Raw genomic sequence first — 21939 nt, 5'->3', positions numbered from 1 at the left:
GCCGCGTTGGCGGCGTCCCCCAAGGGTACCGGTAGCAATGGAAACAAAAGCCAACTACGCCATCGTCGGATTTTTCACCGTCATGGTCATCTTCGCGGCCTTCGGCTTCGTTTACTGGATGTCGCAATATGGCCGCAGCGGCGAAATGGTGGAGCTGGTGATCAGCATCCCCGGATCGGCCAACGGCTTGAGCGTCGGCTCGCCTGTTCGCTTCAATGGCATTCCCGTCGGTTCGGTCCGCAGTCTGGCGATCAATTCCAACGACCCGCGCTATTCCGTTGCTGTAACCGAGGTTTCCGCCGATGCGCCGGTTTTGAAATCGACCACCGCGACACTGGAGATTCAGGGGCTCACCGGTGCCGCCTATATCGAACTCAGCGGTGGCAGCAAGGGCGAGGAAAATATTCTGAGGAAGGCATTGGAGACGGGGAAATCGGCCCAGTTGACGGCCGATCAATCCAGCGTCACCAGCCTTCTGGCGACGGCCGACAAGATTATGGATCGCGCAAATGATGCGATCGGCGATATCCAAGGCTTCGTCAAGGATGTGCGCGGACCGCTGACCAGCACGATATCCAATGCCGACCGTTTCACCAAGTCCCTGGCCGACAATTCCGAAGGTATCGATCAGTTCCTGAAGAGCGTCAGCGCCCTGTCGACCTCGATCACGGCGGCAGCCGGCAAGCTCGATTCAACGCTTTCGGCGGCAGACATTCTGGTGAAATCCGTCGACCCGAGGAAGATCGACCATATTGTCAGCAATGTCGAGAAGATGAGCAATGACCTCAGCGCCGCATCCAGCGGTGTTGCCGACACCATCGCTTCGTTCAAGAAAACGGCCGAGACCTACCAGCGGTTCGGCGAAAAGGCGACGGCGTCGCTCGATCGTGTCGATACGCTGATTGCCGCCATCGACAGCCAGAAGGTGACCGGCGTGGTCAACGATGTTTCGGCGGCAAGCGCCGACGCCCGCAAGGCGGTTGCCTCGATCACTCAATTTGCAGACCGAATCACGGGCCGTCAAAAGGATATCGATCAGACCATCACCGACGTCACCCAGATGGCCAACAAGCTGAATGCCGCGTCCAGCCGCGTCGATGGCATCCTGGTCAAGCTCGATGGCTTCCTGGGCGACGCGGATGCGCCCTCTCTGTCGGCGGATGCCCGGGCAACGCTTGCTTCCTTCCGCAAGGTTGCCGACAATCTGAATGCGCAGATTGGCCCGATCGCCGAGAACCTGAAACGCTTCTCCGGTTCCGGCCTGCGGGATATCGAGGCTCTGGTCAGCGACACGCGGCGAACCGTCAACACGCTCGATACCACGATCTCCACCTTCGACAAGGATCCGCAGCGGCTGCTGTTCGGCGGCGAGACCGTGAAGCAGTATGACGGCCGGACGCGCCGCTGAACCGTCGATGCCATGTCGCACGGTTTGGGTCGGCAATTTCCGCCGACCCTAACTCCGAATCGGGTATTGGCTTCTCATGCGCCAAGTTTGCGTGGCAAGGCTGCATGCCTTGCCGGATTTTTGCAGTGTCCGCACGGGATTTGCTGCTTTTTTAGCTTGTTTTGACCGGGTCAGCCTCTAAGTTGCTGCTGATTGGCTAAGGATAGTGTTTGAAATGAATTTTCCCGGCGTTCCGTGTGGTCGAAAGGCAGGATTGATCCGGGCCTGTTCAGCATTCTTTCTCATCGCCGTCCTGTCGGCCTGCGCCGGCAAGGCGAACAACGACACCTATAGCCTGTCGGCTTCGCCGATTATCGAAGGCCCGTCGTCCACCGGCAAGCAGATTCTCGTTCCCGAACCGACGGCGCTGAAGGCGCTCGACAGCGACCAGGTCGTCATCCGGCTGTCCGGCTCCGAAATCCAGTATCTCGCCAAGTCGCAATGGAGCGACCGTCTCCCGAAGATGGTCCAGGCAAAGCTTGTGCAGGCTTTCGAGAACACCGGCAGGATCGGGGGCGTCGGCAAGCCGGGCGAGGGGCTGGCGATCGACTATCAGGTGATCACGGAAATCCGGTCGTTCGAGATAGCGACCGAAGGTGCGGATACTGCCGTCGTTGAGATTTTCGCCAAGATCCTCAACGACCGCAACGGCACTGTCGGCGCACAGAAAGCGTTTCGCGCAACTGTGCCTGTGCGTGGAACTGGACCGGTCGCATTCATCGCAGCACTTGATGGTGCCTTTGCCGCGGTCGCTGCCGATATCGTCAGCTGGACGCTGAAGGCGATCTGATCAGACGACGGCGATGCGGTTGACGATCTCTGCGACGCCCTCGATGGTTCTCGCTGCTTCTTCCGCTCTTTCCGCTTCTTCGATCGTGGCGACCGTGCCGCTCAGCAGGATCGTGTTTCCCTTCGACACCACGGAAACATCGGATGCGTCAAGCCCGTCGACCGTGGCCAGGCAATTGGCAACCCGCGTTTCAAGATCCGCCTGAGCCGGAGGAGCAACTCCTTCGGGTGCCTCGCCGTAAAATGTGCGTTCCTTGAAGACCATGATTCAGTTCTCCGGTTTTGGTTCTCTGCCAACAACGCGGCTGAAACGCTTTTGTTCAGGCCTGTTCCATTCGAAACAGCGCGGATAAGCGGCTCGTGAGATTGTTGGGTCACTGGATGAGACGAACTCATCAGCAACCAACAGAGGAGAAACCATCATGCGCAAGTTCATCATCTCCGCCGCCGTCGCCGCCGTCGCCGCCATCTCGTTTGCCGCACCCTCGCAGGCCGGCGGACATGGCCATCACCGGCACCATGGTCATCATCACGGCGGCTTCTCGATCGGGTTCTACAACACCGGTTACTATGGCGGCGATTATTACGAGCCGTCCTGCTACATCAAGAAGGTGAAGCGCTGGGACAAGTGGGGCAACCTGCACATCCGCAGAATCAAGATCTGCGACTGATACGTACTCTTCGGACAACAAAAATCCGGCCGTTCGCACGGCCGGATTTTTGCGTTTTTGCAGGTTTGTGTCAGGGCCAGCGGACCACTGGCGGCAGCGACGACAGGATCGAATCGACATTTCCGCCGGTTTTCAGCCCGAAGATCGTTCCCCTGTCGTAAAGCAGGTTGAATTCGACGTAGCGGCCGCGACGCACCAGTTGTTCGTCGCGGTCTTCCTCGGTCCAGGGCTTGTTGAAATTGGCGCGCACGATCTTCGGATAGATCAGGCTGAAGGCCTTGCCGACATCCTGGGTAAAAGCAAAGTCGGCATCCCAGCCGCCTTTTTCATCATCGGAATGCTGCCAGTCGAAGAAGATGCCGCCGGTGCCGCGCGGCTCGTTGCGGTGTTTCAGGAAGAAATACTCGTCGCACCATTGTTTAAAGCGCGCGTGGTCGGCGACCGGGTGCCGTTTGCAGGCGATCTCCATGCCGCGATGAAACAGCATCGTATCGGGATCGGTCTGCGTGCGGCGGCGATCGAGTACCGGCGTCAGGTCGGCACCACCGCCGAACCAGTGGCTGGTGGTGACGACCATGCGGGTGTTCATGTGCACGGCCGGCACGTTCGGATTGACCGGATGGGCGATCAGCGAAATTCCCGAGGCCCAGAAGGTCGGATCTTCACTGGCGCCGGGTATCTGGCTGCGGAATTCCGGCGAGAATTCGCCATAAACCGTCGATGTATGGACGCCGACCTTTTCAAAGACGCGCCCTTCCATCATCGACATGCGCCCGCCGCCACCCGCACCTTCGTCTCGAAGCCAGTCCCTGCCAACGAAACGGCCGGGCTCGCGGTCGGACAGCGGGCCGGCCAGTTCATCCTCGATGGTTTCGAATGCGGCGCAGATAGTGTCGCGCAGGGATTGGAACCATGCCGTGGCCCTGGCTTTCTTGTCTTCTATATCCGCGGGCAATCCCTGCGGCAGGTCCGGTCGTTCCATGAAAAATGATCCTGTCTGGCGTGGCTTTGAGCGGTAAAACCCGCCGATTCGCATATTGGCTGACAGTTCATATTTTTGCCATGTCTGGCAACGCCGCAGCGTCCTGTCGGTCAGTCTGCCGCAGGGCGAGGCGGCGAAATTGCGACTCGCAAAAGCAGGAATATCTCCCTATCTTTGAAGCAGAAGGCTCGACTGGCGAAAGGTGAGCTTATGGCAAGGATTCCGGCAGGGCCGCCGCTCGACGGGTTGAAACGTCAGATCGCCCGGCATCGCAATGGCAACCCGGCACGCAGCGACGGGCTGTTCGTGCGGGAGACGTTTCGGCTCGATCGCAGCCATGCCCGCCAGAAGGCGCAGGAATGGTTCGATGCCTGGCCGAAAGCTGCCTATTGGACCGAAGTCGAGAGCTGGCGACAGCTGGACGGCGACGAGATCGAATTTACGATGCGGCGCCTGCCAAGCGCGGATTGATGTTTCAAGCGGCTGGTTTTCCCGTCATCACGCTGCATAGGGGGCGCTGGCCGGATTTCAGGAACCATCCGATTTCGGAGTCTGACCGACAGCGGTGGGCGCGTCTTCGCCGGCATGCTCGAGCAGGTATGCGCCGGTCCCTTTTTCCGAAAAGGCGTCGTCGGGATTGCGCAACGGACAGTCCCGCATCGAAAGACAGCCGCAGCCGATGCAGGACGTCAGCTGGTCGCGCAGGGCAGTCAGCTTGGTGATGCGCTCATTCAGATCGGTTTTCCAGTGTTCCGACAGGCGCTCCCAGTCGCTGGCCATCAGCTGCCGGTCGTCGGGCAGGGCGGAGAGTTCCCTCTGGATATCGGCGAGCGGGATTCCGGTGCGCTGGGCGACCTTGATGACGGCGATCCGGCGCAGAACGCTGCGCGGGTAGCGACGCTGGTTGCCCTGGCTGCGCATGCTTTTGATCAGCCCCTTGGTCTCGTAGAAATGCAAGGTGGAAACCGCCACGCCGCTGCGGGCGGCGACTTCGCCGACGCTCAGTTCTCGGCGCGGCAGATCGGTTCGATTTTTTTCCGGCATGTCTATTGACCTCAAGTTTGGTTGAGGTTCTATACCATGAGCTCCAACGGTCCAACAATGGAGCATTCGCAGTCATGAGAGAGAAATTGACCATCGCCGTCGTCTATGGCAGCGCGCGGCAGGGCCGCTTTTGCGATACGGTTGTCAACTGGGCCCTGACCGAGCTGTGGGCGGAAAGCGGTTTCCGCGTTGTCCTCGTCGATCCGCTCCAGCTCAAGGGAGCAGTTGAAGACGCCGCGGTGAGCGAGGCTTCACTGGAGGCGAAGATTGCGGAAGCCGATGCCTTCATCGTCGTCACACCGGAATACAATCACGGCTATCCGGCAGCGCTGAAGGAGCTGATCGACAGCTGCTACGAGCCCTGGCACGCCAAGCCCGTCGGTTTCATCTCCTATGGCGGCGTCTCGGGTGGGCTGCGGGCTGTCGAGCAACTGCGACAGGTGTTTGCCGAACTGCATGCTGTCACCGTCCGCGACAGCGTCAGTTTCTCCAATGTCTGGGCACAGTTCGATGCGGCCGGCAATCCGTTCAAGGCGGCGGAAGCCAAGGCCGGTCTGATCGTGATGTTGCGGCGGCTGAAATGGTGGGCGAGGGCGCTGAAGGTTGCCAGGGCCGAAAACGCTTATGGCGGGGTCACTGCGTGAAGCCGGTCGGTCGGCTTCAGCCCGACACCTGCCGGATTGCCTCGCCGGCGATCATCGCCACCGACATCGCGACGTTCAGCGACCGCTGGCCCTCGACCATGGGGATGATGATCCGCCCGTCCGCCTTGTCATGGACATGGTCCGGGACGCCGGCGCTTTCGCGGCCGAAGAGCAGCGTGTCGCCGGGGTGGAAACGGAAGCGCGTATAGGGTTCGGCGGCTTTGGTGGAGGCCAGTATCAATCTGCGGCCTTCTGCAAGCCGAACCTCTTCGAACTGCTCCCAGTTGACATGCCGGGTCAGCGTCACCGAGGCGATGTAATCCATGCCGGCGCGCTTGAGGTTCTTGTCCGACAGGTCGAAGCCCGCAGGCTCGATGATGTCGACGGCGAGGCCCAGGCAGGCGGCAAGACGAAGAATCGTGCCGGTGTTGCCGGGAATATCGGGCTGGTAGAGGGCGATGCGGAGTGGGTGTGTGCACATATCAACAAGTCTTATGGGGGTTATCAATGCCCGTAATCAATCTGTGCCGTAATGGCAACAGGGCCCGCCGACAGCCAGACGTGATGAAAAAAGTAGCTGCGACAATCTGGCTTCTACCCGCGAAACACTTTATGTCTTCCACATCTTCAACGCGAACCGACGGAGGCATGCATGGATTACCGAATGATCAACAGCCTCCAGGCTGTGCATCCAGTCCTGATGGACTGACCGGTTTCGCGCTTTTCCTTATATGGCCCCACTGCGCTCGACCGCCCGTTTTCCGGACGAACACGTCTCGTGTGCAAGATTGAGCTGTTTTTCCGGTTTTAGACTTTCTGATCGATGAATGCGGGACTTCCCGCCTTCCTTCACTGGATTCCTGAAGGAGCTTGATAATGTTCGGCTGGTTTGAATCCCGCCTCAATCCCTATCCCGTCGAGGAACCCAAGGTTCCCCCGCAGGGCCTGTTTGCCTTCTGCTGGCACTATACCAAGCCGGCGGCCCCATGGCTGTTGACCATGTCGGTCTGCACAATGCTGATCGCGATCGGCGAGGTGGCGCTGTTCCAGTTTCTCGGCAACATCGTCGACTGGCTGTCTTCGGCCAAGCAGGACACGTTCCTGCAAAGCGAAGGCACGAGGCTGTTCTGGATGGGCGCGCTCATCCTGATCGGCCTGCCGGCCATCGTCGCCTTCGATTCGATCATCATGCATCAGGTGCTGCTCGGCAATTATCCGATGATCGCGCGCTGGCAGATGCACCGCTACCTGCTGCGCCAGGGGATGACCTTCTTCGCCAACGAGTTTGCCGGCCGTGTCGCCACCAAGGTGATGCAGACCTCGCTTGCCGTGCGCGAAACGGTGATGAAGATTCTCGACGTCTTCGTCTATGTCGTCAGCTATTTCGTCTCCATGCTGGTTGTCGTTGCGGCGGCCGACTGGCGGCTTCTGGCGCCGCTGGTGATCTGGATCGTCATCTATGTCTGCGTCGTCAGCTATTTCGTGCCGCGCCTGCGCAAGATCTCCAAGGATCAGGCGGATGCGCGTTCGATGATGACGGGCCGCGTCGTCGACAGCTATACCAACATAGCCACCGTGAAGCTGTTTTCGCATGCCGGCCGCGAGGAGGTCTATGCCAAGGAAAGCATGGATGTGTTCCTGCAAGCGGTCCATCGGCAGATGCGCAAGGTGACGCTGTTCCATGTGCTCGTCTACACCAACAACTGCGTCGCGCTGTTTTCGATTTCGGCGCTCGGCATCTATTTCTGGATGCACAGCGGCATGTCGGTCGGCTCGATCGCGATTGCCGTGGCGCTCGCCATGCGCATCAACGGCATGTCGCAATGGGTGATGTGGGAAGTCTCGGCGCTGTTTGAAAACATCGGCACCGTCTATGACGGCATGAGCATGATGACCAAGGCGCATGACATCGTCGATAATGACGATGCCAAGGTGCTGAAGGCGCCGCAGGGTGCAATCGCGTTCGAAAACATCCGGTTCCACTACGGCAAGAACAAGGGGGTCATCGACAACCTGTCGCTCGACATCAAGCCGGGCGAAAAGATCGGTCTGGTCGGCCGTTCGGGCGCGGGCAAGACGACGCTGATGAACGTGTTGCTGCGATTCTACGATCTCGAATCGGGCACGATCCGAATCGACGGGCAGGATATTTCCGCGGCGACGCAGGACAGTCTGCGCGGCCAGATCGGCGTGGTGACGCAGGATACGTCGCTGCTGCATCGTTCGATCCGCGACAACATCGCCTACGGTCATCCGGAAGCGGACGATGCCGACATCATCGCCGCTGCCAAACGTGCCAACGCCTGGGACTTCATCGAGCTGCTCGAGGACAACCAGGGCCGCAAGGGGCTGGATGCGCAGGTCGGCGAACGGGGCGTCAAGCTTTCCGGCGGCCAGCGTCAACGGATCGCGATCGCCCGCGTCTTCCTCAAGGACGCGCCGATCCTGATCCTCGACGAGGCAACGTCGGCGCTCGATTCGGAGGTGGAAGCCGCGATCCAGGAAAATCTCTTCGCCCTGATGAAGGGCAAGACTGTGATCGCGATCGCCCACCGGCTGTCGACGCTGACGGAGATGGACCGGCTGGTGATCCTCGAAGCCGGCAGGATCGTCGAGACCGGCAGTCATGCCGAACTAATCGCCAGGAGCGGCCTCTACGCCGATCTCTGGTCGAGGCAGTCCGGCGGCTTCATCGCCGATGATGCCGAAAAGGAAGTGGCTGCGGAATAAAATCCGCCATGATCCTCCCTGTGAGAAACGGGGAGGATCGCTTCAGCCTCTTCACAGATGCTGAACATGTTTCCATTGCGTATTTGTAATCTGGCGGGCGACTTTTCCGCATTGCCGCATTGCCGCATTTCGCAAATGGCCTATATCAAAATCATGCTGTTGCGCGCTCTTTTTGCCCTGTTCGAAAACTGGATACAGCCTTTCGCTGGTCGCGACGGGTTGCAGCCGCCCGAAAGGCTGATCCCCTATGTCTGGTTCTACATCAGGCAGGCCAAGGCGCCGTTCATCGCCATGCTCGTTCTCGGCGGCATGACGGCGGCGATCGAGGCGACGCTGTTCTGGTTCGTCGGCCGCGTCGTCGATATTCTCGCCACGGTCAAGCCAAGCGATGGCTGGAGCGGCCTGCTCGCGGCGCATGGGGCCGAGTTGTTCGGCATGCTGGTGCTGATCGGCATCGTCCGCTTCATCGTCTCGCTCCTGATGTCACTGGTCGATCAGCAGGTGATCACGCCCGGTTTCTACAATCTGGTGCGCTGGCAGTCCTACCTGCATGTCGCGCGGCAGTCGCTGTCGTTCTTTCAGAACGATTTTTCCGGCCGCATTGTCACAAAGGTGTGGTCGGGCGGGCAGGCGGTCGGCGATGTCGTCACGTCCCTCATGGAAAGCGTCTGGTTCGTCGGAATCTATTCGGTCTCGACACTGGTGCTGGTCGGCCAGCTCGACATGTCGCTCGCCGTCGTCGTTCTGCTCTGGCTGATCGGCTTTGCCTTCCTGGCACGCTATTTCGTGCCGCGGATCCGTCAGCACTCGAAGGAAACGGCGGAGGCTTCTTCCATGCTGAGCGGCCGCATGGTCGACGCCTACAGCAATATGCAGACGCTCAAACTGTTTGCCCGCGATGAAGAGAACGACCGCTATATGCGGCAGGGCTTCGATATTTTCCAGGACAGCATCATCCGGTTCACCCGGTTCATCACCGGCGTGCGCGCGTCGATGGCACTTCTGTCCGGCATCATGATCGTGACGATGGCGGGCTTCAGCGTCGATCTCTGGCTTTCCGGGTCGATCAGCTCCGGCGCGGTCGCCTTCACGATGGCGCTGATCCTGCGGCTGAATTTCCTTCTCAGCCGGATGATGGTGCAGTTCAACGGCATCATGCGCAATATCGGCACGATCCAGAACGCCGCCGAGATGATCTCGCAGCCGGTGCAGCTGGTGGACCAGCCGAACGCGCCAAACCTCACCGTCAAAAGCCCGGCGATCCGTTTCGAGAATATTCGCTTCCACTACGGGAAGGGCTCCGGCGTCATCGAAGACCTGTCTCTGGTCGTCAGGCCGGGGGAAAAGGTCGGTATCGTCGGCCGGTCCGGGGCAGGCAAGACCACGCTCGTCAATCTGCTGCTGCGCTTCTACGATCTGGAGGCCGGCCGCATCCTGATCGACAGGCAGGACATCGCGACGGTGCGCCAGGAATCGCTGCGCACCCAGATCGGCGTCGTCAGCCAGGATACGTCGCTGCTGCACCGGTCGATCCGCGACAACATCCTGTTCGGCCGGCCCGATGCTGACGAGATTGGCCTCAAGGATGCGGCGAGAAAGGCCGAAGCGCTCGGTTTCATCGAGCAGTTGCAGGACCAGCGGGGCCGCAGGGGATTCGACGCCCATGTCGGCGAGCGCGGCGTCAAGCTGTCCGGTGGACAGCGCCAGAGGGTGGCAATCGCACGTGTCATGCTGAAGGATGCGCCTATCCTGGTGCTGGACGAGGCGACCTCTGCACTCGATTCGGAAGTCGAGGCCGCCATCCAGTCCAATCTCGACCGCCTGATGCATGGAAAGACCGTGCTGGCGATCGCGCATCGGCTCTCGACGATCGCCGCACTCGACCGCCTCATCGTTATGGATCAGGGCCGGATCGTCGAGGACGGAACCCATGACCAGCTGATCGCTGCCGGCGGTCTCTATGCCGATCTCTGGCTGCGCCAGTCCGGCGGCTTTCTGGCGCGCGAGGCGGCGGCCGAATAGCGGCCTGAAAAGCCGTCGCCAACAGGCCGGACAAAGCCGTGTTCCGACCATGCCGGACGGCGAAAAGCGGTTTGCGAACATTGGCTTCGGTTTTCCCGCGACATTGTGGCTCACCTCTTGCGCTCAAGGCTAGACATCACCATCGATCAAGCATAGAACCCGCCGGATTGCCGGGGAATCTGCCGTTTATTTTGATGCGCGAGGTTTGCCCGGTTTTGATGCATGAGGCGGAAAAACGAAAGTTTTCTCCAAATTGTGCATCGGCTTATTGATTTGGCGCGCTTCTTTCGCTCAAGTGTCAGCACGGGGCGCGGATTGACGCCGGGGACAGTGCGGTTTCCGCAGAACATTGCGTGAGAGGATGGTTTAACCGTGAGCGAACACGAGACATCAAGCGAAACCATGGGCGAGCCCACTCGCCGCGATTTCCTGTATCTGACAACGGGCATGGCCGGTGTGGTCGGCGCGGCAGCGGTTGCCTGGCCCTTCATCGACCAGATGCGCCCGGATGCCTCGACGCTGGCGCTCGCCTCCATCGAAGTGGATGTTTCGAGCCTGCAGCCGGGCATGTCGCTGACCGTCAAGTGGCGCGGCAAGCCGGTGTTCATCCGCAACCGCACGGACGAGGAAGTCAAGGAAGCCGGCGCGGTGGCGCTTGCAGACCTGAAGGACCCGGTCGCGCGCAATGCCAATCTCCCGCCGGAAGCGACGGCCACGGACCTCGATCGCTCGGCCGGCAAGGGCAAGGAAAACTGGATCGTCATGATCGGCTCCTGCACCCATCTCGGCTGCGTGCCGCTTGGCCAGGCCGGCGAATACAATGGTTGGTTCTGTCCCTGCCATGGCTCGGTCTACGATACGGCCGGCCGAATCCGGAAAGGTCCGGCACCTGAGAATCTGGCCGTACCGACCTTTTCTTTTGCCACTGACACAGTCATCAAGATCGGCTGAGGGGAATACTGAATATGAGTGGGGATCATTCAACCTACACGCCGACGACCGGTATCGAGAAGTGGATCGATTCGCGCCTGCCGCTGCCGCGGATGGTGCACGACAGCTTCGTTTCCTACCCCGTCCCGCGCAACCTGAACTATGCCTATACCTTCGGCGCGATGCTCTCGGTGATGCTGATCATCCAGATCCTCACCGGGGTTGTTCTGGCCATGCACTACGCCGCCGAAACAACGGTTGCCTTCGTCTCGGTCGAAAAGATCGTGCGCGACGTGAACCACGGCTGGCTGTTGCGCTACATGCACGCGAACGGCGCGTCGTTCTTCTTCATCGCCGTCTACCTGCATATTGCCCGCGGCCTCTACTACGGCTCCTACAAGGCGCCGCGTGAAATCCTCTGGATCCTCGGCGTGGTCATCTATCTCCTGATGATGGCGACCGGCTTCATGGGCTACGTGCTTCCCTGGGGGCAGATGTCGTTCTGGGGGGCGACCGTCATCACCGGCTTCTTCTCGGCTTTCCCGCTTGTCGGCGAATGGCTGCAGCAGTTCCTGCTCGGCGGTTTCGCGGTCGATCAGCCGACGCTCAACCGCTTCTTCTCGCTGCACTACCTGCTGCCCTTCATGATTGCCGGCGTCGTCGTTCTGCATATCTGGGCGCTGCACGTGGTCGGCCAGACCAACCCGACCGGCGTCGAGGTCAAGACCAAGACAGACACGGTCGCCTTTACGCCTTATGCGACGATGAAGGATGCGCTCGGCGTTTCCGTCTTCCTGATCGCCTATGCCTGGTTCGTCTTCTACATGCCGAACTATCTCGGCCATCCCGACAACTACATCATGGCCAATCCGCTGAAGACGCCGGCCCACATCGTTCCGGAATGGTACTACCTGCCGTTCTACGCGATGCTGCGCGCCATCACCTTCAACATCGGCCCGATCGATTCCAAGCTCGGCGGCGTTCTGGTGATGTTCGGCTCGATCATCATCCTGTTCTTCCTGCCCTGGCTCGATACTTCGAAGGTCCGCTCGGCCGTCTACCGTCCGTGGTACAAGCTGTTCTTCTGGCTCTTCGTGGCGAATGCCATCCTGCTCGGCTGGCTCGGCTCGCGCGCACCGACCGATCTCTACACCCTGATGGCCCAGCTAGGCACGCTCTACTATTTCGCGTTCTTCCTCATCATCATGCCGGTTCTCGGCCTGATCGAAACCCCGAAGCGTATTCCGAATTCGATCACGGAAGCGGTTCTGGCCAAGAACAACAAGAACTGAGCGGCTGAGAGGAACTGAACCGATGAAAAAGCTTGTTACAAGCATCCTGTCGCTCGCATTCGCAGCCGGTCTTCTTGGCGCCGCCGCCTATGCGGCGGAAGAAGAGCACGGTCTGAAAGAGGCGACCGAGCACGCGGTTGCAAACGCGCACTTTCCGATCCTGAAGCCGAAGAACATCGAATGGAGCTTTGCCGGTCCCTTCGGTCACTACGACAAGGGTCAGCTGCAGCGCGGCCTGAAAGTATACACCGAAGTCTGTTCCGCCTGCCATTCGATGAAGCTCGTCTCCTTCCGCACGCTGGGAGATTTCGGCTATTCGGAAGCACAGGTGAAGACTTTCGCGGCAAACTACGAAGTCCAGGACGGACCGAACGGCGAGGGGGAAATGTACACCCGCAAGGCCGTCGCCTCCGATCACTTCCCGTCGCCGTTCCCGAACGACGAGGCGGCAGCCGCCGCCAACAACGGTGCGGCTCCGCCGGATTTCTCGCTGATTGCCAAGGCGCGCGGCGTCGAGCGCGGCTTCCCGCTGTTCATCTGGGATATCTTTACCCAGTACCAGGAGGGCGGACCGGACTACATCCATTCGCTGCTGACCGGTTATCATGAGCCGCCGGAAGGCGTCACGGTTCCAGAAGGCACGCACTTCAACCCGTACTTCAATGCCGCCATGTCTCTTGCCATGGCCAAGCCGATCTCAGACGACCAGGTCACCTATGACGACGGAGCGCCGCAGACGGTCGACCAATATGCCCAGGACGTTTCGGCGTTCCTGATGTGGGCTGCGGAACCGCATCTGGAAGAACGCAAGCGCACGGGCTTCATGGTCCTGCTCTTCCTGGTAATCTTCTCCGGCCTTCTCTATCTGACGAAGAAGTCGGTCTACGCCAACAAGGAACATTGAGGCTTTCAAGGCTTCAAACGACAGAAGGCGGCCCGGGTGGCCGCCTTTTTTGTTTCGTGTTTCGGTACAAAATGTCCGCTGACGGTTTCTTGTCCGCACCCGGGCGGCGCCGATGGCAGGAGGGGGATTCGTGTTGCTGAACAGGGTGGTTCTCTATGTCAGGGATGTTTCGCAGACTGCGCGCTTCTACGAGCGGCATTTCGGCTTTAAGGCGAAAAGCGAAGAGGGCGACAGGATCGTTGAAATGGTCAACCCGCTGGGCGGCACGATCTTGATGCTGCATCCCGCCGGCAAGGCGCAGAAGACCGCGCAGTCGATCGTCAAACTGGTCTTCGATGTCGAGGACGTCGAGACGTTCGTTGGCGCATGCGCGCAAAACGGCTTGCATTTTGGCAGCCTGCATCAAGCCGACGGCTATGTCTTTGCGAACGCGAAGGACCCTAGCGGCAACGCCATATCGGTATCGCGCCGCGCCTACCGAAAACCTTGACTATTGGCCGAACGGGGCGGGACCTGTCCACCCTCGCATGCCGATGATCGGAGGCTCAATGGTGGTGATAATCCATTGACCTGGGCCGTGCCATGAAATCATGTCGAAGCTGACCGTAAGCTTGCCGGTCTCCTGCCACCAGCTCATCAACATGTCCGGCGACTCGATATCTCTCTGGTTGAACTTAAATGGCAGGGCTTGCGTGTTCAATGAAATGAGTTTCTCCAAGAGGTCCGCGTTCTCCCAACGCTTTCCGTCGTTGGAAAAGGTGATCTCGCGACGCTCGCTCTCAGGTCCGCCGCCCAAGAAAATCAAGTTGCGCGATATATGCGAGACGTAAAGCGGTGGCGCTTCGCCCTCTTTTCCTGTGCGAACTTTCAACGGCAGTTTCCGTCCCCGTGTCGACATACCGGCGCAGCCCCGCTCTTGGGTTCCATGGGTTCGGCAATCTCTGACCCTTTCTCAGAGTATCCAGATCAGTTGTTTCTACGAAAAAGGCCCCGCGATTTCCCGCGGAGCCTTCAAATTTCAAACAAACGATCAGTCGAGGATCAGCTGAACCGTCCCGCCGCATGCGCCAGCATCGTGTAGACCTTGCCGGTATCCGACGTCAGGTAGGTCTGGGTCATCACCTTGTCGCGGTCGTTGCGGGCGACGTCGCCGAGCAGTTTTTCGAAATCGGCGATGTAGCGGTCGACGGCGGTGCGGAATTCCGGTTCGCGGTCGTACTTGCGCTTGATCTCGTCGAACGTCTGCTGGCCCTTGAGCGTATAGAGACGGCGTGTGAAGACGTCGCGCTCGCCACGCTGGTAACGGCGCCACAGGTCGACCGAGGCATCGTGGTCGATGGCGCGGGCGATGTCGACCGATAGCGAGTTCAGCGACTCCATCACGTGGCGCGGGTTGCGGTTGTCACCGGCACGGGCTGCTGCGGGCTGGGCTTCCGCGGAACGTTGCGGCGGTGCTGTCACAACCGGCTCTTCCTCGCGCGATGCGCCGCGCAGGAGATCGCGCATCCAGCCGCTGCCTTCCTGGGGCTGCTGACGTGTCTCGACCCGTGGCTCCGGCTGACGGGCCGCTGGTTGCTGCGCAGCCGGCTGCTGGGCGAGGGGACGCGGCTGCTCGATGCCCAGGCTGCCGCGCAAGGCGGGCGTTGCCTCCTGGCGACGTGGCTGTTCTGCAACGGGTTGCTGAACAGCGGCACGGACAGAGGCTGCGGCGACTGCCTGCTGCACCGGTTGTTGCTGGACAACGGCTTGCTGGCGCTGGGCGGGTTGAGCGATTTCGAGCTGGCCGGAGGACTTGCCGATGATTTCGGAGAGCTCCTGCAGAGCCTTGATCTGTTCGGCGACCGCGCGGCGCATGACCGAGGCGTTTTCCTTGGCTTCTTCAGGCAGGTCGAAGGCACCACGCTTCAGTTCCTCGCGGGTCATGTCGAGCTCCTTGCGGATCTCGTGGGCCGAGCGGCGGATCTCGTCGGTGGCGCCGCTGAAGCGGCTGACCGCCTCTTCGACGGCCTGGCGGATCGCTTCGCCCATATGCTCGGCTGCGCCGTCCGACTTCTTGCTGGTCTCCGTCATCAGGCGGTCGATGTCGGACAGGGACGCTCCGACGCTGCCGCGCAGGCGCTGGGCAACTTCCTTTGAACGTTCTTCGGCACGGGCAAATGCGCCTTCGACGGAAAGACCCGCTTCTTCGCCGGCCTTGGTGACAGCGGCACGCATGGCTTCGCTTGCCGAGGCGGCGCGGGCTTCGGCTTCCGACAAGGTCTTGCTGACATTGGCGAAGGAGGCCTGGACACCGGCGCGCAGGTTGCTGGCGATCTCGTTCGAGCGTTCCTCGGCACGGACGAACACCGATTCGACCGACATGCTGGCATCGTCGCCTGCCTTGATCACCGCATTGCGCATGGCATCGGCGGCCGATGCGGCGCGCTGTTCGGCGTCGCTCAGGATGCGGCCGACATCGCTGAAGGAGGACTGGATGCCGGCGCGCAGGTTGCCCGCGACCTGAGCCGAGCGGTCTTCCGCGCGCTGGAAGGCGCCATCGACGAAGCCTTCGAGGGCATGCATGGTCTTTTCAATTTCTTCGGAGCGGCTGACGAGGCCGATGGAGAGGGTGCGCAGGGCATCCTGGCGTTCCTCAAGCGTGCTCACAAGGTTGGACTGTGCCGCGGCCAGAAGGTCGGATGCCTGTCCGAGCACTCTCGAGTGGTCTTCGAAGCGACCGACGATGCCACCGATCTGCGACAATGTCGTACCGGAAATATCCGCCAGCTTGTCCACCTTGCCTTCCAGAAGGCGGGTCGAGGTGGAGAGCATGTCGGACGCACGGGATGCGGAATCGGAGAACCGCGCAGTGGTCGATTCCAGCTGCTGGTCCATGGCGCCGAGATTGGCGCTGGCCTGCTCGATAACGCCGGCAATCGACGTGTTGCTTGCCGACAGCTGGTCGATAAGGCCCATGGCCGTCGACTGCAGGCGGTTTTCGACCATCTTCATCGCCTTGGCGGTTTCTTCCGCGCGGCTCGAAATGGCGTTCAGCGTTTCGCCTGTGCGGGCACTCAGGCTGTCGAGCAAGGTCGCATTCTCGGCGCGCAGGCGTTCCGCACTCTCGCGAGCGACCTCGCTGATGCGGTCGGCGGCTTCCTTGCCGGTCGCCGCGTACTGATCGATGATCGGGCGCGCCTGTTCGTCAATGAGGCGCGACAGTTCCGCCGAGCGGCCGGCGAGCATCGAATTGAGTTCGCGCGTGCTGTCGTCGAGGGTCGCGCGGATCGTGTTGCCACGGGCCTCCAGGGCCTTCTCGACGTCGGTGAGGCTCTGGCTCAGCGACGATGCCTGTTCCGCCACACGCGACTGCGTCTGGGCGATGCGGGCTGCTGCGCCGTCGGTTGCTTCGCCAACGGAGCGCGCCAGTTCGGCGCTGCGCATCGCGGCTGTTGCCGCAGTCTGCTCCACGGCGGACTGGAAATCGGCCTGGCGCGAGGCCATCGCCTGGGCGAAATCTTCGCCTGCTTTCGCAAGAAGTTCGGCCGAACGCAGCGCTTCGGCATCGATGCCCTGGGCTGCCTCGCCGACGGCGCCGCGCAGGTTGGTGACGAGACCGGCGGCCTTGCCTTCGATTGTCCGGCTGACATTGTCGAGGCCGATCGAAAGAGCCCGGTCCATCGTGCCGAGGCGCTCTTCGATCCGGCCTGTGCCGCCTTCGATGCTCGCTTCGATCCGTGTTGCCGCAGCTGCGCTGACACGGTCGAGTTCGGCCGTGTGGGTGGTCAGCGTCTCGGCGATGCGGCTGGCAGCAGCACCGCTGATGCGGTCGATTTCTTCCGTGCGGCCGGCAAGGCTGCCGGCAATCCTGGCAGCGGCAGCTGTGCTGACCTGATCGAATTCGGCCGTATGGCCCGACAGTGTTTCGGCGATCCGTGCCGATGCGACATTGCCGATGCGTTCGATTTCATCGGTGCGGCCGGAAAGGCTCTCGGAGATGCGCGCGGCGGCCCGATCACTGACCTGATCCAGTTCCGACATCCTGGTGGACAGAGTGTCGGCGATCCTCTGGCCGGCATTGTCGACGAACTCGCTGACGCCGCCGACGCTTTCGCGGATGCGGCCTTCCAGAACGCCGAGGCTGTTTTCAATGCGCGCGCCGGTGTCGTCGACACTGCTGTTGATGTTGGCGAGCGACGTGTCCATCCGGTGCGTCAGCGTGTCGGCGGCGCGGCTGATCTGGTCGGCGGTTTCGCCGAGCTGGGTGGCGACATGGCTGGTGCTTTCGCGCATGCGCTGTTCAAGCGCACCGGCGCTCCTGTCGATGACGCCGCCGAGTTCGGCCTGGCGTTCTTCCAGCGCCAGCTCCAGCATGCTGGAGCTGGTGGCGATCGTCGTGGCGATGGAGATGGCCTGTTCGCCCAGCACGTTGGACAGTTGTTCGGTCCCGTGGGTGACCGCAACGTTGATGGCGTTGATCCGATCGTCCAGCGTTGCCCGGATCTGGTCATGCGTGGAGGCCAGCGACGTCGCCAGCTGGTCGGCACGGCCGGAGAGGGTCTGCTCGATATCCGTCGCCCTTCCTGCCATCGAAGCGGCCAGTTCGCCGGCATGTCCCGACAGGGCACTGGCGATTTCGGCCGATGTGCTGGTCATGGTTCCGGCGATGTCGCTGACGCGGCCGCTGAGGTTTTCGGCGATCTGGGCGACGCGGCCGGAAAGCTGCTGTTCGATATCGCCGACCCGGTCGGCCATCGTCTCGGCAATCGCGCTGGCGCGATAGGACAGGCTGTCGGCGATTTCTTCCGTGCGGCTGCTGAGCGTGTCGGCCATTTCGGTCGCGCGGGCGGACATGGTTCCGGCAATTTCCGCCGACCGCTCCGTCAACAGCGTATCGAGCGCCGCCGTCTGGCTGGCGAGGTTATCGCCGAGCGTACGGCTGCGTTCGGACAGCAGCGTGTCGAGGCGCTCGGTGGTGCCGCCGATGGCCTGCTCGATTGCACCGGCAGAGGACGTCAGAACATTGGCGAGGGTGCCGGTACGCTGCGACAGGATCGTGTCGATCCGCTCCGCGGTACCATCAAAGGCTCCGTCGATCGCTGCGGTCGATGAACTCAATACGTTAGCGAGTGCGCCAGTGCGCTGCGACAGGATCGTATCGATCCGCTCCGCCGTGCCCTCGAAGGCGCTGTCGATGGATTCCGAGCTTGCAGCCAGCAGGCTGGAGAGTTCGACTGTGCGTTCGGAAAGCGTATTGTCGAGGCGGAACTGGCTGGCGGCGATCGAGCTGGTGATCTCGTCGGCACGGTTGGTCAGGGTTTCCTCGATGCGGCCGTGGATCGCCTGCAGGCCGTCGATGAAGCCGCTGGTTCGCGTATCCAGGTTTTCGGCAAGCTGCTGGTTGCTCGCAGCAAGCGCACTGGTGCGGGCATCGAGCGTTTCGGCAAGCCGCTGCTGGCTTTCCGTCAAGGCACTCTCAAGTGAGCCGGCGCGTGCGGCAAAGCCGGACTCGATCCGGTCCTGCGCCGCCGTCAGCGCGCTCATCAGCGTGCCGGAGCGTTCCGCCAGAACACTGTCGATACGGGTATGGGCATTGCCGATCGCATCGCTGAGCTCGGCGGTCTTGCCGCTGATCGTCTGTTCGATGAAGTCCTGGGTGGTGCCGAGCGTGGTGGCCAGCGTCAGGGACTGGTCCGACAGGGCGGATTCGAAGCGTTCAATACCGCCGTCAAGAATGCCGCCGATGGAATCGGCGCCGCCGGTGACCGACTGGTTGATGCGGGCGAGGCTTTCCATCAGCTTGGAATCGAGCATGCCGGCGCGCCTGTCGAAGGCGGAGGCGAATTCGTGGAAGCGCGAATCAAACGCCGTCGCGAGCTGGCCGACCGTGGTCTGCAACTTCTCCTCGAAGAAGCCGGAGCGCAGGTCGAGATCCATGATCGTATCGTCGGCGCTGGTCTTCAGGCTCTGGCGGAAGCTCGCACCCTTTTCGTCCAGCGTAGCGTTGAGTGTATTGAGGATGTCGTCGAGACCGCCGGTGATGGCTTGCTGGCCGACATTCAGGCTCTCGTTGAGATCGCGCGTACGGGCGATCAACGTCTCGTTCAACTGGCGCGCACGCTCGTTCAGCGCGGCGTTCAGCTTCTCGGTGTTGGCATCGAGCGAGGAGGCGCGGGTCTCGAACTGGCCGAGCAGCTGCTGGCCGCGCTTGGCCAGCGTCTGGCTCAGATTTTCAAGACGGGTATCGAATTCGCTGCTGAGCGACACACCGGCGGTCGTGAGGCCGGAAAGAAGAGCGTCGGTGCGCGTCGACAGCATGGCGCCGATGGTCTGGGTGGCGCTGTTCGAGCGTTCCATCAGGGCGGCGGCACGGGTTTCGATCATCGAGGCAAACGCTTCGCCTGACGTGGCGATGCGGTTGGCGATATCGTCGCCGGCAAGCGCAAGTTCGTCCTTGAGCTGCGAATGGGCACCGGAGATCGACGAGCGGATCCGTTCGGCATGGCCGACGATGGATTCACGCTCGAGACCGAGTTCCTGGACGAGCGTGCGGACCCGCAGTTCGTTGTCGCTGTAGCTGCGCTCAAGCGCGTTGACTTCGGAGTGAACCAGCGTTTCGAGCTCGGTCGCCCGGGCGATCGTGCGCTCGATGCCCTCGTTCATCGCCGAGACTTCACGGCGAACGGCCTGGCCGACGGTCATGATGCGCTCGGAAGCGGCGGTTTCAGGCTCGGCAAGGCGCAATGCGACCTCGGCCATGGAACGCGCGGCGCTGCGCAGTTCCTGCGCACGCGAAATCATGATTGCAAAGGAGAAGAACAGCATCACCGGCAGGATGATGAAGATCGCCACGCCGATGGCGCCGGGCATGGCCGACAGGTCGGCGAGCGAGCGGATCTGCCAGATCTCCGGGCCGTAGAGAAGATTGGCGACGCCGAGACCGCCAATGGTCCACAGCGCGGAGACCGCAGCGGCGATCCGCATTGCCGAGCGGCTGGAGCGCACGTCCAGCGATCGCAGAATGGCGGCCGGCGTCTTGCGTCCATCGTCGTTGGCGGGAGCGAAGGAGGGGGCCTTGGGCGCGGGTTCCGGAGACAGGCTTTTTTGGGTTTCGGCAGCCCGGCCTGCCTTGGCGGCTGGGTCCTGCGGAGTTTTTACAGTCCTCGCCTGGCTGGGCGCAGGCGCCTGTTTGGTCGATTCAGACACATTTTCCTCCGGATGATCCAAGGAAGTCTTGTCACTGAGGGCAGACTTAAGCTCGTCAAAGTCGATTTTCAAAGCGTCTTCCAACGCTTGAAATGCCTTGTCGTCGATCGACTCGTTGCTTTTATTCGTCGCCATGCGGATACGCCTCGTTACCAAACTGTCCTTTCGAAAGGACCCTCCGCAACACCGCCTGCATTGGGAACACCTCCGAAACTCGGACGGTGACAGCAGGATATGCGTATCACATCTACGCAAAACCCTGACACGCACCCATTTCAACCACGCACCGACGGACAACGCACAGAGACCCGTAGGTGCTTCATTCCATGCAGTTTTCCGTCAGGACTGTTTGCACCTAAAGGCTTAAACATATCCCTCAACGTACCGTAGTGACACATTCACCGGTTTCTTACAATTAACGCCCCCCGGCATTCGTTAAAATGCTAACAAGTTCTTAATGGAAAACGGCTCTATTTTCCCCAGAAACCCTTGGAATCAGGCGGTTTAACGACCGTTAACCATGCTGAGCGAAAGCTGCCCTCATTGTGCCGCGTTTTAATCAGATAGCAGCGCCGCTCCGGCCTAATGGTCGGCAGAGACAAGCGAAATGACGGCTGGAAAAGGCATGGGGATCACAACGCCCGCGCCATCCTCGAGCCATATAGTAGGCAGACGGATCAAGCACTTGCAGACAATTTCCGGCAATCGGAGTGTCATGGAAGAGCGGATATAGAAAAAACGAGACGACCGGTTGCGAGCCGGTGCGTCAGAAAAAAACACAACAAGGACATTGGCACATGGCGGCTCTCAAGATCGCATTCGAAGCACCCGACAATTTCGGGGGGGCATGTCCTTCGAAGTCGAGGCCCATCGATCTCGTTCACCTCGCGACACAGACGATGGGCGACAAGCTCCTCGAAATCGAAGTGCTTCAGATGTTTGCGCGCCAGACCCGGCAGCTGATGAAGGACCTGTCATCCGACAGCGCCGATATCAGGCTGGCAACCGCGCACCGTCTGAAGGGTGCTGCTCTTGCCGTTGGCGCTTTCGGTGTGGCGGAGACCGCTGGCGCGGTCGAGGCTGCGCCGCAGGATGCCGGCAGTCTTGCTGCTCTCGGCGCGGCTGTACTCGAGGCGGAGTTGTTCATCCTGAAGCTTTGCCGGTAGTCTCTATTGCCATCCGCGGACCGGTTCCTCACACGGATAACCCTTGGCGATGAAGGGGCGCTGGGCGGGTCGGCAGTTGCCATGGTTCGCCGTGTTGACTGGCGATGGGAATTGTTGGAAGAAATCGGATGAA

18 protein-coding genes are annotated in these 21939 nt (G+C 61.1%); 12 read left to right on the top strand and 6 right to left on the bottom strand.

The annotated features are described in order from the left end of the window. The first annotated feature begins 37 nt into the window (after positions 1 to 37). Positions 38 to 1408 carry an MlaD family protein gene (locus tag J2Z75_RS02655; protein ID WP_209847326.1) on the top strand — a complete coding sequence of 457 codons (1371 nt, stop codon included), beginning with the start codon at positions 38 to 40 and terminating at the stop codon, positions 1406 to 1408. Positions 1409 to 1622: 214 nt separating this feature from the next. After that, entirely contained in the window at positions 1623 to 2237 is a 615-nt protein-coding gene (locus tag J2Z75_RS02650) for an ABC-type transport auxiliary lipoprotein family protein (RefSeq protein ID WP_209847325.1), read from the top strand. On the opposite strand, the gene J2Z75_RS02645 is transcribed toward J2Z75_RS02650, so the two are convergent. Further along, positions 2238 to 2501: a BON domain-containing protein gene (locus tag J2Z75_RS02645; protein ID WP_209847323.1), complete on the bottom strand. Its 264-nt coding sequence runs from the start codon at positions 2499 to 2501 to the stop codon at positions 2238 to 2240. Positions 2502 to 2658: 157 nt separating this feature from the next. Here J2Z75_RS02645 and J2Z75_RS02640 point away from each other — a divergent pair, with 157 nt between their 5' ends. Continuing rightward, entirely contained in the window at positions 2659 to 2907 is a 249-nt protein-coding gene (locus J2Z75_RS02640; RefSeq protein ID WP_234937095.1) for a hypothetical protein, read from the top strand. 70 nt (positions 2908 to 2977) lie between these two features. Here the strand turns inward: J2Z75_RS02640 and hemF are convergent, their stop codons facing one another. Continuing rightward, the gene (gene hemF, locus J2Z75_RS02635) at positions 2978 to 3889 is read right to left on the bottom strand and encodes an oxygen-dependent coproporphyrinogen oxidase (protein WP_209847321.1); all 912 of its coding nucleotides are present in this window, start codon (positions 3887 to 3889) and stop codon (positions 2978 to 2980) included. A gap of 210 nt (positions 3890 to 4099) precedes the next feature. Between hemF and J2Z75_RS02630 the strand changes: the two genes are divergently transcribed. Further along, positions 4100 to 4360: a hypothetical protein gene (locus tag J2Z75_RS02630; RefSeq protein WP_209847319.1), complete on the top strand. Its 261-nt coding sequence runs from the start codon at positions 4100 to 4102 to the stop codon at positions 4358 to 4360. 57 nt (positions 4361 to 4417) lie between these two features. Here the strand turns inward: J2Z75_RS02630 and soxR are convergent, their stop codons facing one another. Beyond that, positions 4418 to 4933, bottom strand: coding sequence for a redox-sensitive transcriptional activator SoxR (soxR, locus tag J2Z75_RS02625; protein WP_209847317.1), 516 nt, complete (start codon positions 4931 to 4933; stop codon positions 4418 to 4420). A gap of 74 nt (positions 4934 to 5007) precedes the next feature. On the opposite strand from soxR, the gene J2Z75_RS02620 reads away from it, so the two are divergent. After that, entirely contained in the window at positions 5008 to 5577 is a 570-nt protein-coding gene (locus J2Z75_RS02620) for an NADPH-dependent FMN reductase (protein WP_209847314.1), read from the top strand. Between the two features lie 16 nt (positions 5578 to 5593). Here the strand turns inward: J2Z75_RS02620 and J2Z75_RS02615 are convergent, their stop codons facing one another. After that, the gene (locus tag J2Z75_RS02615; RefSeq protein WP_209847311.1) at positions 5594 to 6058 is read right to left on the bottom strand and encodes a tRNA (cytidine(34)-2'-O)-methyltransferase; all 465 of its coding nucleotides are present in this window, start codon (positions 6056 to 6058) and stop codon (positions 5594 to 5596) included. A 395-nt stretch (positions 6059 to 6453) separates the two neighbouring features. Here J2Z75_RS02615 and J2Z75_RS02610 point away from each other — a divergent pair, with 395 nt between their 5' ends. The 6 genes from J2Z75_RS02610 (at position 6454) to J2Z75_RS02585 (ending at position 13945) form a co-directional block, all read left to right on the top strand. Beyond that, positions 6454 to 8307, top strand: coding sequence for an ABC transporter ATP-binding protein (locus J2Z75_RS02610; RefSeq protein WP_209847308.1), 1854 nt, complete (start codon positions 6454 to 6456; stop codon positions 8305 to 8307). 153 nt (positions 8308 to 8460) lie between these two features. After that, on the top strand, positions 8461 to 10329 hold the full coding sequence (locus tag J2Z75_RS02605; RefSeq protein ID WP_209848720.1) for an ABC transporter ATP-binding protein: 1869 nt from the start codon (positions 8461 to 8463) through the stop codon (positions 10327 to 10329). 372 nt (positions 10330 to 10701) lie between these two features. Then, a complete protein-coding gene (petA, locus tag J2Z75_RS02600; protein WP_209847305.1) occupies positions 10702 to 11280 on the top strand; it encodes a ubiquinol-cytochrome c reductase iron-sulfur subunit in 579 nt (192 codons plus the stop codon). A 14-nt stretch (positions 11281 to 11294) separates the two neighbouring features. Next, entirely contained in the window at positions 11295 to 12551 is a 1257-nt protein-coding gene (locus J2Z75_RS02595) for a cytochrome b (RefSeq protein ID WP_209847302.1), read from the top strand. Between the two features lie 22 nt (positions 12552 to 12573). Next, positions 12574 to 13455, top strand: coding sequence for a cytochrome c1 (locus J2Z75_RS02590; protein ID WP_209847299.1), 882 nt, complete (start codon positions 12574 to 12576; stop codon positions 13453 to 13455). 130 nt (positions 13456 to 13585) lie between these two features. Beyond that, on the top strand, positions 13586 to 13945 hold the full coding sequence (locus J2Z75_RS02585) for a VOC family protein (protein ID WP_209847296.1): 360 nt from the start codon (positions 13586 to 13588) through the stop codon (positions 13943 to 13945). Here J2Z75_RS02585 and J2Z75_RS02580 read toward each other — a convergent pair whose 3' ends face one another. Both J2Z75_RS02580 and J2Z75_RS02575 read right to left on the bottom strand, forming a co-directional pair. Beyond that, entirely contained in the window at positions 13946 to 14326 is a 381-nt protein-coding gene (locus J2Z75_RS02580; protein ID WP_209847293.1) for a hypothetical protein, read from the bottom strand. Positions 14327 to 14496: 170 nt separating this feature from the next. Next, positions 14497 to 20775 (bottom strand): apolipoprotein A-IV repeat region-like domain-containing protein, encoded by a 6279-nt coding sequence (locus tag J2Z75_RS02575; RefSeq protein WP_209847290.1) that lies wholly within the window; start codon positions 20773 to 20775, stop codon positions 14497 to 14499. A 662-nt stretch (positions 20776 to 21437) separates the two neighbouring features. Here J2Z75_RS02575 and J2Z75_RS02570 point away from each other — a divergent pair. Then, positions 21438 to 21806: an Hpt domain-containing protein gene (locus J2Z75_RS02570; RefSeq protein WP_209847287.1), complete on the top strand. Its 369-nt coding sequence runs from the start codon at positions 21438 to 21440 to the stop codon at positions 21804 to 21806. Positions 21807 to 21939: the final 133 nt, after the last annotated feature.

It is taken from the genome of Rhizobium herbae (assembly GCF_017873135.1).
In the GTDB taxonomy this organism is placed as follows: domain Bacteria; phylum Pseudomonadota; class Alphaproteobacteria; order Rhizobiales; family Rhizobiaceae; genus Pararhizobium; species Pararhizobium herbae.
Note: the sequence above shows the minus strand (reverse complement) of the source record. Positions and strands in the feature narration are given on the sequence as shown.

Excerpts from the sequence above, each read along its gene's own strand:
- J2Z75_RS02645 (WP_209847323.1), bottom strand. The coding sequence starts at position 2,501 with ATGGTCTTCAAGGAACGCACATTTTACGGCGAGGCACCCGAAGGAGTT.
- J2Z75_RS02590 (WP_209847299.1), top strand. The coding sequence starts at position 12,574 with ATGAAAAAGCTTGTTACAAGCATCCTGTCGCTCGCATTCGCAGCCGGT.
- J2Z75_RS02655 (WP_209847326.1), top strand. The coding sequence starts at position 38 with ATGGAAACAAAAGCCAACTACGCCATCGTCGGATTTTTCACCGTCATG.
- J2Z75_RS02650 (WP_209847325.1), top strand. The coding sequence starts at position 1,623 with ATGAATTTTCCCGGCGTTCCGTGTGGTCGAAAGGCAGGATTGATCCGG.
- J2Z75_RS02570 (WP_209847287.1), top strand. The coding sequence starts at position 21,438 with ATGGCGGCTCTCAAGATCGCATTCGAAGCACCCGACAATTTCGGGGGG.
- J2Z75_RS02575 (WP_209847290.1), bottom strand. The coding sequence starts at position 20,775 with ATGGCGACGAATAAAAGCAACGAGTCGATCGACGACAAGGCATTTCAA.
- J2Z75_RS02610 (WP_209847308.1), top strand. The coding sequence starts at position 6,454 with ATGTTCGGCTGGTTTGAATCCCGCCTCAATCCCTATCCCGTCGAGGAA.
- J2Z75_RS02630 (WP_209847319.1), top strand. The coding sequence starts at position 4,100 with ATGGCAAGGATTCCGGCAGGGCCGCCGCTCGACGGGTTGAAACGTCAG.
- J2Z75_RS02615 (WP_209847311.1), bottom strand. The coding sequence starts at position 6,058 with ATGTGCACACACCCACTCCGCATCGCCCTCTACCAGCCCGATATTCCC.
- hemF (WP_209847321.1), bottom strand. The coding sequence starts at position 3,889 with ATGGAACGACCGGACCTGCCGCAGGGATTGCCCGCGGATATAGAAGAC.
- soxR (WP_209847317.1), bottom strand. The coding sequence starts at position 4,933 with ATGCCGGAAAAAAATCGAACCGATCTGCCGCGCCGAGAACTGAGCGTC.
- J2Z75_RS02595 (WP_209847302.1), top strand. The coding sequence starts at position 11,295 with ATGAGTGGGGATCATTCAACCTACACGCCGACGACCGGTATCGAGAAG.
- J2Z75_RS02605 (WP_209848720.1), top strand. The coding sequence starts at position 8,461 with ATGCTGTTGCGCGCTCTTTTTGCCCTGTTCGAAAACTGGATACAGCCT.
- J2Z75_RS02640 (WP_234937095.1), top strand. The coding sequence starts at position 2,659 with ATGCGCAAGTTCATCATCTCCGCCGCCGTCGCCGCCGTCGCCGCCATC.
- J2Z75_RS02620 (WP_209847314.1), top strand. The coding sequence starts at position 5,008 with ATGAGAGAGAAATTGACCATCGCCGTCGTCTATGGCAGCGCGCGGCAG.